9 protein-coding genes are annotated in these 12,538 nt (G+C 72.4%); 2 read left to right on the top strand and 7 right to left on the bottom strand.

The window, feature by feature from the left end:
* Nucleotides 1–6 precede the first annotated feature (6 nt).
* From B9W62_RS12160 to mce, 7 genes are all read right to left on the bottom strand, one after another.
* Nucleotides 7–876, bottom strand: coding sequence for an ABC transporter permease (locus B9W62_RS12160; protein ID WP_087807198.1), 870 nt, complete (start codon nt 874–876; stop codon nt 7–9).
* On the bottom strand, nt 873–2,126 hold the full coding sequence (locus tag B9W62_RS12155; RefSeq protein WP_087807197.1) for an ABC transporter ATP-binding protein: 1,254 nt from the start codon (nt 2,124–2,126) through the stop codon (nt 873–875). Before B9W62_RS12155 ends, B9W62_RS12160 begins: the two co-directional genes overlap by 4 nt.
* A gap of 134 nt (nt 2,127–2,260) precedes the next feature.
* Nucleotides 2,261–3,031, bottom strand: a complete 771-nt coding sequence (locus tag B9W62_RS12150; RefSeq protein WP_179235448.1) for an ABC transporter permease — start codon at nt 3,029–3,031, stop codon at nt 2,261–2,263.
* 2 nt (nt 3,032–3,033) lie between these two features.
* Nucleotides 3,034–4,023, bottom strand: coding sequence for an ABC transporter ATP-binding protein (locus tag B9W62_RS12145; RefSeq protein WP_179235447.1), 990 nt, complete (start codon nt 4,021–4,023; stop codon nt 3,034–3,036).
* A gap of 110 nt (nt 4,024–4,133) precedes the next feature.
* Nucleotides 4,134–5,066 (bottom strand): coiled-coil domain-containing protein, encoded by a 933-nt coding sequence (locus B9W62_RS12140; protein ID WP_087807194.1) that lies wholly within the window; start codon nt 5,064–5,066, stop codon nt 4,134–4,136.
* 207 nt (nt 5,067–5,273) lie between these two features.
* Nucleotides 5,274–9,254 carry a polarized growth protein Scy gene (gene scy, locus B9W62_RS12135; RefSeq protein ID WP_087807193.1) on the bottom strand — a complete coding sequence of 1,327 codons (3,981 nt, stop codon included), beginning with the start codon at nt 9,252–9,254 and terminating at the stop codon, nt 5,274–5,276.
* A gap of 233 nt (nt 9,255–9,487) precedes the next feature.
* Nucleotides 9,488–9,928 (bottom strand): methylmalonyl-CoA epimerase, encoded by a 441-nt coding sequence (gene mce, locus B9W62_RS12130; protein ID WP_087807192.1) that lies wholly within the window; start codon nt 9,926–9,928, stop codon nt 9,488–9,490.
* Nucleotides 9,929–10,077: 149 nt separating this feature from the next.
* On the opposite strand from mce, the gene B9W62_RS12125 reads away from it, so the two are divergent.
* On the top strand, nt 10,078–11,310 hold the full coding sequence (locus tag B9W62_RS12125; RefSeq protein ID WP_087807191.1) for an acetyl-CoA C-acetyltransferase: 1,233 nt from the start codon (nt 10,078–10,080) through the stop codon (nt 11,308–11,310).
* Nucleotides 11,311–11,375: 65 nt separating this feature from the next.
* Entirely contained in the window at nt 11,376–12,332 is a 957-nt protein-coding gene (gene meaB / locus B9W62_RS12120) for a methylmalonyl Co-A mutase-associated GTPase MeaB (RefSeq protein WP_087807190.1), read from the top strand.
* Nucleotides 12,333–12,538: the final 206 nt, after the last annotated feature.

Raw genomic sequence — 12,538 nt, 5'->3', positions numbered from 1 at the left:
GCCGCCCTACACGTCCCGCTTCTCCAGCAGGGCGAAGGCGGCCGCGAACGCGGCGGCGGTCACGCCCAGCACGATCCACAGCGGGTCCCAGCCCGAGGGCCCGGACTCGGAGAGCGAGTTGGCGTAGAAGATGCTCATCTGGTTCGGGATCGAGTACTCGAACAGCGCCTGCTGCACGTCCTTGAGCGACTCCGAGAACATGAACAGCGCGATCACCAGCGGGGCGAGCAGGACGCCGATCATGATGGTGATGGCGCCCGCCGAGTGCCGGATGATCGAGCCCATGGCCAGCGAGAGCAGCCCGAGCAGCGCGACATAGAGCGAGACGCCGACGGTGCCCTTCAGCCACTCCGCGCCGGTCGGGTTCTCGGCGCCGTTGCCCTCCAGCATGGACACGTGGGCCAGCCCGACCAGCGTCGCGGAGACCAGCGTCACCACGAAGGCCACCAGGAAGAACACGATGCCCTTGGCCGCCAGCACCCGGCCGCGGCTGGGGCAGGCGGTCATCGTCGTGCGGATCATCCCCGTGCCGTACTCCGAGGCGGTGGTCAGCACGCCGAGCGTGATCACGCACATGCTGCCGAGCAGCAGACCGAAGAAGCCGAGGCTCAGCGCGCTCTCCCCGGCCAGGTCGGAGTCCGAGCTCGCCACCACCGCGCCGGTCAGCAGTCCGATGCCGAGCACCAGCAGGACGAACACGCCCAGCGTCCACATCGTCGAGCGCACCGACTTGATCTTCGTCCACTCCGAGGCCAGCGCGTGCGCGAGAGTCGTGCGCACCACCGGGATCGGCGACGTGTACGTCGGGAACGGCGAACCGGGCGCCGCGTGCCAGTCGGGCGCGGCCTGCGGCGTCGGGGGCTGGGGCGTGCTCATCGGGCGTCCTCGGGCTTGGTCGGGTCGGTGACGGGCGCGCCCGCGGGCGGCGCCGGGGCCGCGGCGGGGGCCTGGGGCATCGGCGGGGCCTGGGGCGCCTGCTGCGCCGCGTACGGGTTGGCCGGCTGACCGCCCGGCACGGCACCGGGCGCCACCGGGGCGCCGTACGGGCCCGCCGGCACCTGACCCGGCGCGCCCTGCGGCGCGGCGAAGGGCTGACCGCCCTGCTGGGGCGGCGGCGGGGCGTACCAGTCGGGCTGGCCCTGTCCGGGCACCGGCATCGGCGGCTGCGCGCCGGGCGGCAGGGGCTGCTGGAGCCCCGCCTTCTGGTCGGCGGTCGACCGGTAGTCCACGGCGCCCTGCGTCATCCGCATGTACGCCTCCTCCAGCGAGGCCTGGTGCGGCGACAGCTCCCACAGCCGGACGTCGGTGTCGTGCGCGATGTCACTGATCCGGGGGAGGGCGAGGCCGGTCACCCGCAGCGCGCCGTCCTGCTCCGGCAGCACGTGGCCGCCCGCCTCGGTCAGCGCCGAGGTCAGCTTCTCGCGCAGTTGCGGCTCGGTGTCCGGTGTCCGCACCCGCGCGAAGTCGGCGGAGTTGGCCGAGATGAACTCCGTCACGCTCATGTCGGCCATCAGCTGGCCGCGCCCGATGACGATCAGGTGATCGGCGGTCAGCGCCATCTCGCTCATCAGGTGCGAGGAGACGAAGACGGTGCGGCCCTCCGCCGCGAGCGCCTTCATCAGGTTGCGCACCCAGTGGATGCCCTCCGGGTCGAGGCCGTTGACCGGCTCGTCGAAGAGCAGCACCTGGGGGTCGCCGAGGAGCGCCGCGGCGATGCCCAGCCGCTGGCCCATGCCGAGGGAGAAGCCCTTGGAGCGCCGCCTGGCGACGTCCTGGAGACCGACCACGCCGAGCACCTCGTCCACCCGCCGGGCCGGGATGCCGGACAGCTGGGCGAGGCTCAGCAGATGGTTGCGGGCGGCCCGGCCGCCGTGCACCGCCTTGGCGTCCAGGAGCGCCCCGACGTGGCGAGCGGCGTTCGGCAGCCTGCGGTAGGGGTGGCCGCCGATCGTCACGTGTCCCGCGGTGGGGTTGTCCAGGCCCAGGATCATCCGCATCGTCGTCGACTTGCCGGAGCCGTTGGGCCCCAGGAAGCCGGTGACGGCACCGGGCCGCACCTGGAAGGAGAGGTTGTACACAGCGGTCTTGTCGCCGTATCGCTTGGTCAGGCCGACAGCCTCGATCATGCTCCGCACCCATCGGAAGGTTCAGGGACAGCAGGGCACACGCCCCCGTAAGGGTTAGGAGGATATCCAGGCGCTGACGGTTCCGTTCAAGCCCGGGCAAAAACCGATGCCGTACGGAGGCCGGACGGAGGGAGTCAGGCGTCCCGCCGCTTCAGCACCGCGTACCCGCCCACGAGCGCCGCGATCACCCACAGTGCCATGATCCCGAGGCCGCCCCACGGCCCGTACGGCACGTCGTCGTCGATCGGCGTGACCACCTGCATGATCTTGCTGCCCGCCTGGTCGGGCAGGAACCGGCCGACCTTCTCCGTCGCCGGGACGTTGCCCAGGATGTTGGAGATCAGGAAGAAGAACGGCATCAGGATGCCCAGCGACAGCATCGGTGAGCGCAGCATCGCGGCGACGCCCATCGAGAACATCGCGATCAGGGTCATGTAGAGGCCGCCGCCGAACACCGCGCGCAGCACGCCCGGGTCGCCGATCGACGCCTTGAGGTCGCCGAGCATCGCCTGGCCCAGGAAGAACGTGGCGAAACTGGTGATCATGGCCACGACCAGGGCCAGGGCGGTGGCCACCGCGATCTTGCTGAACAGGAAGGTGCCGCGCTTCGGCACGGCGGCCAGCGAGGTGCGGATCATCCCTGAGCTGTACTCGTTGCCCACGACCAGCACCCCGAACACGATCATCGCCAGCTGGCCGAGGCTGGTGCCGGCGAAGCTGATGAAGGTCGGGTCGAAGGAGAGCTGGTCGCGCCGGCTCATGTCGCCGAACTCGCTCTTCGACAGGGCCGAGATCAGCATGCCGAGGGCGATGGTGACGACCACGGCGAGGCCCAGCGTCCACACCGTGGACGCGACCGACCGGATCTTGGTCCACTCGGACCGGACGACCTGTGTCGCCGCCATGCTCAACCCCTCTTCCAGTCGCTGCCCCACGGCTGCTGCGGAGGCTGCCCCGGTGGCTGTTGCTGCGGCACCGCGCCGGACGGCTGCCCGTCGTGCGCGTGGTACTCCACGGACTCCGCGGTCAGCTGCATGAACGCCTCCTCCAGCGAGGCGCGCTGCGGGCTCAGCTCGTGCAGCACGATCTGCTGCCGCGCCGCCAGCTCGCCGACCGCCTCCGACTTGTCGCCGTCCACCTCCAGGACCCCCTCGCCCGCCTCGACGACCGCGACCCCGGCGCCGTGCAGCGCGTCGAGCAGCTGCTCGCGCTGCGGGGTGCGGATCCGGACGTAGCTGCGGGAGTTCTCCGCGATGAACTCGGCCATCGACGTGTCCGCAAGGAGCCTGCCCTGGCCGATGACCACCAGATGGTCCGCGGTCAGCGCCATCTCGCTCATCAGGTGGGAGGAGACGAAGACCGTACGGCCCTGGGAGGCCAGGGTCTTCATCAGATTGCGGATCCAGTGGATGCCCTCGGGGTCCAGGCCGTTGACCGGCTCGTCGAACATCAGGATCCGCGGGTCGCCGAGCAGCGCGCCGGCGATGCCGAGCCGCTGCCCCATGCCGAGGGAGAAGCCCTTGGTCTTCTTCTTGGCGACCGCCGAGAGACCGACCGTGTCCAGGACCTCGCGCACCCGGCTCGCCGGGATGCCGTTGCTCTGCGCGAGGCACAGCAGGTGGTTGTAGGCGCTGCGCCCGCCGTGCCAGGCCTTGGCCTCGAGGAGGGCGCCGATGTACGTCAGCGGGTCCCTGAGCTGGTCGTAGTGCTTGCCGTCGATCCGCACGTCGCCGGCGGTCGGCCGGTCCAGGCCCAGCACCATCCGCATGGTCGTCGACTTGCCCGCACCATTGGGCCCGAGGAAGCCCGTGATGATGCCGGGTCTGACGGTGAAGGAGAGATTGTTGACCGCCACCTTCTCGCCGTACCGCTTGGTCAGCCCCTCGAGCTCGATCATGGCGCCCACGCTAGAACGGGACGAGGCCCACTGCCACCCCAGTGACAGAAGGCCTCGTCCTTCTTCGTACGTATTCAGCAGGCGTTCGCCCCCGCGTGGGCCGAGCCGCCTCAGCGGGACTGCTGGGCCGGAACCCCGCGGGTGACCGACTCGTCCTCGACGGACGGAGCGGCGGCCACCGCGGCACCCGTGAGGGACGCCAGCATCTCGCGCACGTTGGTGAGCTGCGCGTTGATGGAGTCGCGGCGGTTGGTGAGGGCGGCCAGCTCGCGCTCCGACTCCGAACGGATGCGGTCGGCCTTGGCGTTGGCGTCGGCCACGATGTCCTCGGACTGGCGCTGCGCCGTCTCCACGGTCTGGCGGGCCCGGCGCTCGGCGTCCGTGCGCAGCTTCTCCGCCTCCAGGCGCAGCTGCTCCGCGCGGTGCTCGATCTCCGCGAGCCGCTTCTCGGCCTTGGCCTGACGCGAGGCCAGGTCCCGCTCGGACTGCTCGCGGCGCTTGGCGAGGTTCGTCTCGAAGTCGGCGGCGGCCTGCGCGGCCTTGGCGCGGGTCTCCTCGAAGAGCGCGTCGGCCTCGTCGCGCTTGGACTGCGCGTCCTTCTGCGCCTCGGAGCGCAGCTGGGAGGCGTCGCCCTTGGCCTTCTCGACGATCCGGACGCCCTCGTCCTCGGCCTTGGCCTTGCGCTCGGCGGCGTACGACTCCGCGTCGTTGCGCACCTGCTGGGCCGAGGACTCGGCCAGCTCACGGTGCTGCTCGGCCGCGCGACGGGCCTCCTCGCGCAGGTCCTTCGCCTCTTCCTCGGCGAGCCGCAGGATCTTCTCGACCCGGGCGCCGAGCCCGGCGTACGACGGCTCGGCGTCGTTGACCTGGGCCTGGGCGTTCTGGGTCTCGAGGTGGAGCTCCTCGATGCGCTTTTCCAGAGCGGTGATGCGGGCGAGAGCGCTGTCACGGTCGGAGACGAGCTTGGAGATGCGTTCGTCCACCTGAGCGCGGTCGTACCCACGCCGCACAAGCTCGAAGCCGTAGGGGGAAGTGTCGCTCATGGGGTTCCTGTCGAAAGAGACCGGGTGAGGTGATAGAGGGAATCCTAGGCGCCAATGCGGTGTGTCATCGAGCGGATGCACGTTTGATACGGAGAATGACACCTCTTTTGAGTGGCTGACCCTCGGATGGCTTGCCAAAGCCTTGGGCAAGGGTCCCGTCGGGACTCGGCCAAAGATCTCCAGCAGACACCCAAACCACCCCGAATGCTAGCCGTCTGACGACTTGCCACCCGAACGTGGGGCGCCCACCGTCGCTCCGGCCTTCACCCCGTTGTCCTTCGCGCCCCCGGGTGCCTCGAACGACTCCAGCGCCTCCAGGACGTCCTGCACCCGGGAGATCTCCGCGTTGATGTCCTCGCGGCGCCGGACCAGCACCTCCAGCTCGCGCTTGCCCTCGTCGACCGTGGCGCGGGCCTCGCGGACCGCCTCGGCCTTCAGCTCCTCGGCCTCGCGGACCAGGGTGGCCTTCTTCTGCTCGGCCTCCTTGAGCAGCCCCTCGGCCTTCTTGACGGCGGCGATGCGCACCTTGCCGGCCTCGGAGTTGGCCTCCGACACCAGCTCCTTGGCCTTCGCCTCCGCCTTGGCGAGCTGCTCCTCGGCGGCCTTGATGAGCGCGTCGCAGCGGTCGCCGGCCGACTTCATCGTCTCGGCGGCCTCGCGGCGGGCCCGCTCGTGCAGCTCCTCGATCTCGGAGGTGAGGCGCTCGCGCAGCTCCTCCGCGCGCTCCCTTATGGCGGTGGCGTCCCGGCGGGCGCCGACGAGCAGCTCGTCCGCGTCCGTACGGGCCTTCTCCACCCGGGTGTTGCCCTCGACCGTCGCCTCCTGGACGATCCGGTCGGCCTCCGAGCGGGCCGCGCCGACCATCGTGTCGGCCTGCGACTCGGCGTCCGCGGTGGTCTTCTGCGCCTGCTGCTGCGCCTCGGTGAGCAGCTTGTCGGCCTCCGCGGTGGTCTCCGTGATGAGCGTGTCGACCTGCTCGGCGGCCTCGGAGCGCCGCTTGTTGGCGTCCTTGCGGGCCTCGTCGAGGGTGCGCTCGGCCTCCTCGCGGGCCGCCGTGGTGACCCGCTCGGCCTCGGCCGCCGCCTCGCGCCGGACCCGGTCGGCCTCGGTGCGCAGCCGCTCGGCGTGCTGCTGCGCGGAGCCGACGGTGTCGGCGGCCTCGGCCCGCAGCCGCTCCGCCTCCCCGGTGGCGTCCGAGACCAGCTGCTCGGCCCGGGCGCTCGCCTCGGCCCGTACCCGGTCGGCCTCGGCGATCGTCTCGGTGCGCAGCCGCTCCGCCTCGGTGGCCGCCTCGGTCCTGACCCGCTCGGACTCGCTCGCCGCCTCGGCGGTGACGCGCTCCGCCTCCGCGAGCGTCCGGGTGCGGATCCGGTCGGTCTCGGCCGCCGTCTCGGTGGTGAGCCGCTCCGCCTCGGAACGCGCCTCGGTGATCAGGGTGTCCGCCTGCGTCGCCGCGTCGGACCGGATGCGGTTGGCGTCCTCGCGGGCGTCCGCCCGGGTGCGCGACGCGGACTGCTCGGCCTCGGCGATGGCGTCGGAGGCCTCGGTGCGCACCCGCTGGGCGTGCTCGGAGACGTCCGCGCGGATCCGGTCGGCCTCGGTGATGGCCTCGGACACGGTCCGCTCGGCCAGCGCCTTGGCGGCCTCGGTCTCCTCCTGCGCCTCGCGCCTGAGGCGCCCGGCGTCCTCGCTCGCCCGCTCCCGCTCCGCGTAGGCGTCGGCGCGGACCCGGTCCGCCTCCTCCTGGGCCTCGGTGCGGGTGCGTTCGGCGGCGTGCTCGGCGGCGCTGCGCAGCCCGGTGATCTCCTCCTGGGCCTGCTCGTGCAGCCCGGCGACCGACTCCCGTACCTGCGTCGCGTGCTGCTCGGCGGCCGACACCATCTCGGTGGCGCGCCGGTCGGCCTCCTCGACCAGCCGGACCGCCTCGGCCTGGGCCTCCTCCACGCGGTTGCGCGCCGAGGCCAGCAGCTCCTCGCTCTGCTCGCGGGCCCGCTCGCGCTCCTGGTCGGCCTCCTGCCGGGCCGAGCCGAGGAGTTCCTCCGCCTCGCGGCGGCGCCGGGCGGCCTCCTCCTGGGCGGCGGCCAGCGCCTCCGACGCCTCGGCGGCGATGCGCTCGGCGGCGGTCTGCGCCTCCGCCCGCACCCGGTCGGCGCTCTCCTGCGCCTCCGTCTTCAGCCGCTCCGCCTCGTTGGCAGCCTCCGAACGCAGCCGTACGGCGACGGCCTCGCCCTCCGCGCGGGAGGCGGACGCGTCCGCGGCGGCCTCGGTGCGCAGCCGCTCGGCCTCCGTCTCGGCCTGCTGCTGGAGCGTACGGACCCGCTCCGCGGCCTCGGTGCGCAGCCGCTCGCTCTCCTCGGCGGCCTCGCGGCGGATCCGCTCGCCCTGCTCGCGGGCCTCGCCCAGCGCCTCCTCGGCGGCGGTGCGGCGCTCCTCGGCCTCGGTGTGCAGCCGCGTCAGCTCCTCGGCGGCCTCCGCCTGCCGGGCCTCGACGGCGCGCTCGGTCTCCTCGCGCAGCTCGCGGGCGGCCCGCTCGGCCTCGGACTGGAGCTCCGCCACCCGTTCGGCGGCCTCCGTGCGGTGCCGCTCGGCCTCCGCGCGGGTGCGCTCCAGGGTCTCCTCGGCCTGCCGGCGCAGGGTGGTCGCCCGCTCGATCGCCTCGGCGCGGACCTTCTCGCCGTCCGCCGTCGCGCTCTGCCGCAGCTCGTCGGCGTCCGCCTTGGCCTTGGCGAGCAGCTCCTCGGCGGTCTTCGCCGCCTCCTCGATCTGCGCCACGGCCTCCTTGCGGGCCTCGGCGCGGATCTTCTCGCCCTCGGCGACCGCGTCCGCCCGCAGCTGCTCGGCCTCGCCGCGCAGCCGGCGCGCCTCCTCCTGAAGCTCGACCGTCTTGGCGCGGTACTCCTTGGTGTCGTCCTTCGCCGCGCCCTTGAGCTCCTCGGCGATGTCGTGCGCCTCGGCGCGCAGCCGGTCCGCCTCGGTCTCGGCCTCGGTGCGGATCCGCTCGGCCTCCTCGGTGGCGGCCTTCGTGGTGCGCTTGGCGTCCTCCGACGCCTTGTTCAGCACGTCCTCGGCCGTCTTGGCCGCCTTGGACAGCTGGGTGGCCGACTCCTCGGCGGTGATCGTGCGGGCCTTCTCGGCGGCCTCGGCGACGATCCGCTCGGCCTCGGCGCGGGCGTCCGCGACCACCTGCTCGGCCTCGGACCTGGTGCTCTCGGCGTCCTTGGTGGCCTCGCCGACCAGCCGGGCGACCTGCTCCTTGGCGGTACGGGTGCGCTGCTCGTTGGTCGCCTCGGCGCTGGACAGCGCCTTGGCCGCGGCCTCCTCGGCCTCGGCGACCACCTTCTCGGCCTCGGCCTGCGCCTTGCGCAGCGCCTCCTCGGCCTCCGACATGCGCCGCTCGGCGGCCCGGCTCAGCTCCTGGACCTCGCGGCGGGTGGACTCCGACTCGGAGGCGGTGGAGCTGCGCAGCTGCTCGGCGTGGTCGGTGGCCTCCTGCGCCTGCGTCGAGGCGGCGTTCAGCAGCCGCTCCGCGTCGGTACGGGCCCGGCGCAGGATCTGCTCGGCCTCGGCCCGCGCGCTCTCCGCGTCGCTCCGCAGCCGCTGCCGGGCCTCGGCGGTCAGCCGCTCGGCCTCCGCGCGGGCCGCGCTCATGGCCTGCTCGGCCTCCGCGCGGGACTCGTCGAGCAGGCGCCTGGCCTGCTGCTCGGTGCGGGCGCGCAGCTGCTCGGCCCAGGCGACGTTCTCGTTGACGTGCGACTCGACCGTCTGCCGGCGCTCGGCCAGCTCCTGGTCCAGCTGCTGGCGGCGGGTCACCGCCTCCTGGTGCAGCTCCGCCTGGAGCCGGGCGGCCTGCTCGGCGTGCTCCTGGAGGATCCGCTGGGTCTGCGCCCGGGCCTGGCTCAGCTCCCGCTCCGCGTCGGCGCGCAGCTGGTCGGCCTGCGTCTGCGCGTTGCGCAGCAGCTGCTCGGCCTGGTACCCGATGTCGCCGCCGTCGAAGGCGGGCCGGGACATGATGGTGCGCCGCGCCTCGTGCAGCTTGGCGCGCAGCACCTCGACCTGGTAGCCGAGGTCCTCGGCGTGCTGGATCGCCTTTTCCCGCTCGGTCTTCAGCCGCTTCATCTCGGCCTCGAACCGAGAGAGGTGGTCGACGTCAGCCGCCGGCTCTCGCTCCTGGCTCTCGTAGCCCCGCACTGCGCGGTCCCATCCGTCCCCTGGTCGCAAATCTTCCCGAACGAGCTCCGTCCGTCCGACGGACGGGGCCCCCGGGGAATGGTGTCAGATCAACGGCGGAGCATGTGCTGCTGCCCCGTCGCCCGCCCCCCGAAACACGACCCCGGCGGTCCCGGCGCCGAAGACGACAGGACCGGGTCACCCTGGACTGAGCGGCGACCGCACCCAACCCTACCGGCCCCTATGTACGAGGGTCAGTGCTCAGGTGACTCAACGGCCGCCGATGTGACCAGTTCTGTCAGTACGCCATGGCAGTCCTTGGGGTGCAGGAAGGTGATCCGCGACCCCATGGAACCGCGCCGGGGCTCGTCGTACAGAACGCGTACGCCCTTGCTCCGGACGTCCGCGGCGTCCGCGTCCACGTCCGCCGTGCCGAAGGCGATGTGGTGGACGCCCTCGCCGTTCTTGGCGAGCCACTTGCCGACCGCGGAGTCCTCGCGGGTCGGCTCCAGGAGCTGGAGGTAGGAGGCGCCCCCGTCCGACGTATCGTTGATCTTGAGCATCGCCTCGCGCACGCCCTGCTCCTCGTTGACCTCGGTGTGGAACACCTCGAAGCCGTAGGTGGCACGGTAGAAGTCGACGGTCGCGTCGAGGTCGTGGCAGGCGATTCCGATGTGGTCGATTCGCGTCAGCATGGTTTCAGTGCAGCGCTCCGGAGGTGGTTACGCAACGTGCGCGCGATCACACCGACAGCCCGGTGACGGGCGGGATACCGCTCAGTACATTCGAGTAAACCCTCGTTCACTCCTCGGCCTGTGCGGGCCGGAAAAGGGGACCGCAGCCCATGTCTTCTGGAACCACTGAAACCGCTGGAACCGCTGGAACGAACGCCACCACCTCCGTCATCGTCGCGGGTGCCCGCACCCCGATGGGGCGGCTGCTCGGCTCCCTGAAGTCCTTCTCCGGGGCCGACCTCGGCGGCTTCGCGATCAAGGCCGCCCTCGACCGCGCGGGGATCGGCGGCGACCAGGTGCAGTACGTGATCATGGGGCAGGTGCTCCAGGCCGGTGCCGGGCAGATCCCCGCCCGCCAGGCCGCCGTCAAGGCCGGCATCCCCATGAGCGTCCCGGCGCTCACGATCAACAAGGTCTGCCTCTCCGGCCTCGACGCCATCGCACTCGCCGACCAGCTCATTCGCGCGGGTGAATTCGACGTGATCGTCGCCGGCGGCCAGGAGTCCATGACCAACGCCCCGCACCTGCTGCCCAAGTCCCGCGAGGGCTACAAGTACGGCGCGGTCCAGATGATCGACGCGATGGCCCACGACGGCCTGACCGACTCCTTCGAGGACATCGCCATGGGCGAGTCCACGGAGAAGCACAACACCCGGCTCGGCATCGAGCGCGCCGCCCAGGACGAGATCGCCGCGCTGTCCCACCAGCGCGCCGCCGCCGCCCAGAAGAACGGCGTCTTCGACGCGGAGATCACCCCGGTCGAGATCCCGCAGCGCAAGGGCGACCCGGTGCTGTTCGCCAAGGACGAGGGGATCCGCGGCGACACCACCGCCGAGTCGCTCGGCAAGCTGCGTCCGGCCTTCGCCACGGACGGCACCATCACCGCGGGCTCCTCCTCGCAGATCTCCGACGGCGCGGCGGCCGTGGTCGTCATGAGCCGGGCCAAGGCCGAGGAGCTGGGCCTGGAGTGGATCGCGGAGATCGGCGCGCACGGCAACGTCGCGGGCCCGGACAACTCTTTGCAGTCGCAGCCGTCGAACGCCATCCGGCACGCCCTCAAGAAGGAGGGCCTGGAGGTCGGCGACCTCGACCTCATCGAGATCAACGAGGCGTTCGCGGCCGTCGCCGTCCAGTCAATGAAGGACCTCGGCGTGTCCACCGAAAAGGTGAACGTCAACGGTGGTGCCATCGCCCTCGGACACCCCATCGGCATGTCCGGCGCCCGGCTGGTGCTGCACCTGGCGCTGGAACTGAAGCGGCGCGGCGGCGGCGTCGGCGCGGCCGCGCTGTGCGGCGGCGGCGGGCAGGGCGACGCGCTGATCGTGCGGGTGCCCGGGGCCTGACCCCTCAGAACCGAGGTCTCGCCGGCGCTACGAGACCTCACCGAACGGAGCTGAACGGAGCTGTGATGCAGGACGTCTCCTCACTGGTGGCCCAGGCCCGAGAAGGCCGGCCGCGGGCCGTGGCCCGGCTGATCTCCCTGGTGGAGGGGGCGTCCCCGCAGCTCAGGGAGGTCATGGAGGCGCTCGCGCCGCTCACGGGCAACGCCTACGTGGTCGGTCTGACCGGCTCCCCGGGCGTCGGCAAGTCGACGTCCACCTCGGCGCTGGTGACGGCCTACCGCAAGCAGGGCAAGCGGGTCGGCGTGCTCGCCGTCGACCCGTCCTCCCCCTTCTCCGGCGGCGCCCTGCTCGGCGACCGGGTCCGGATGTCGGAGCACGCCTCCGACCCGGGCGTCTACATCCGCTCGATGGCGACCCGCGGCCACCTCGGCGGCCTCGCCTGGGCCGCGCCGCAGGCGATCCGCGTGCTGGACGCGGCCGGCTGCGACGTGGTCCTGGTCGAGACGGTGGGCGTCGGCCAGTCGGAGGTCGAGATCGCCTCCCAGGCCGACACCTCCGTCGTCCTGCTCGCCCCCGGCATGGGCGACGGCATCCAGGCGGCCAAGGCCGGAATCCTGGAGATCGGCGACGTCTACGTGGTCAACAAGGCCGACCGCGACGGGGCCGACGCGACCGCCCGCGAGCTGAACCACATGCTGGGGCTCGGCGAGGCACGCGCCGCCGGCGACTGGCGCCCGCCCATCGTCAAGACGGTCGCCGCGCGCGGCGAGGGCGTCGACGAGGTCGTCGAGGCGCTGGAGAAGCACCGGGCGTGGATGGAGGAACGGGACGTCCTCGGCGAGCGGCGCCGCGTCCGGGCCGCCCGCGAGGTCGAGACCATCGCCGTCACGACGCTGCGGGAACGCATCGGGGACCTGCACGGGGACCGGCGGCTGGGCGCGCTGGCGGAGCGGATCGTCGCCGGGGAGCTGGACCCGTACCGGGCGGCGGACGAGCTGGTGGCGGGGCTGACGCGGGGCTGACGCGGGGAGTGAGCGGTGCGGGGGGTCTTGCGTGGGGTTTCTTCGCCCCCGCCGCCCCTTCCCTTCCCGACCCTGGGGGCTGCCGCCCCCAGACCCCCGCTTTCGGCCTGAACGGCCTCGTCCTCAAACGCCGGACGGGCTAGAGTGACGCGCATGTTCCTCCTCTTGGCATAGGGCCCGCCCCGCACGCGACCGCCGGATCCGGC

The organism is Streptomyces sp. CS113 (genome assembly GCF_002188365.1).
Lineage (GTDB): Bacteria > Actinomycetota > Actinomycetes > Streptomycetales > Streptomycetaceae > Streptomyces > Streptomyces tendae.
The sequence above is the reverse complement of the archived record's forward strand: the minus strand, read 5'-3'. Positions and strand labels throughout refer to the sequence as shown.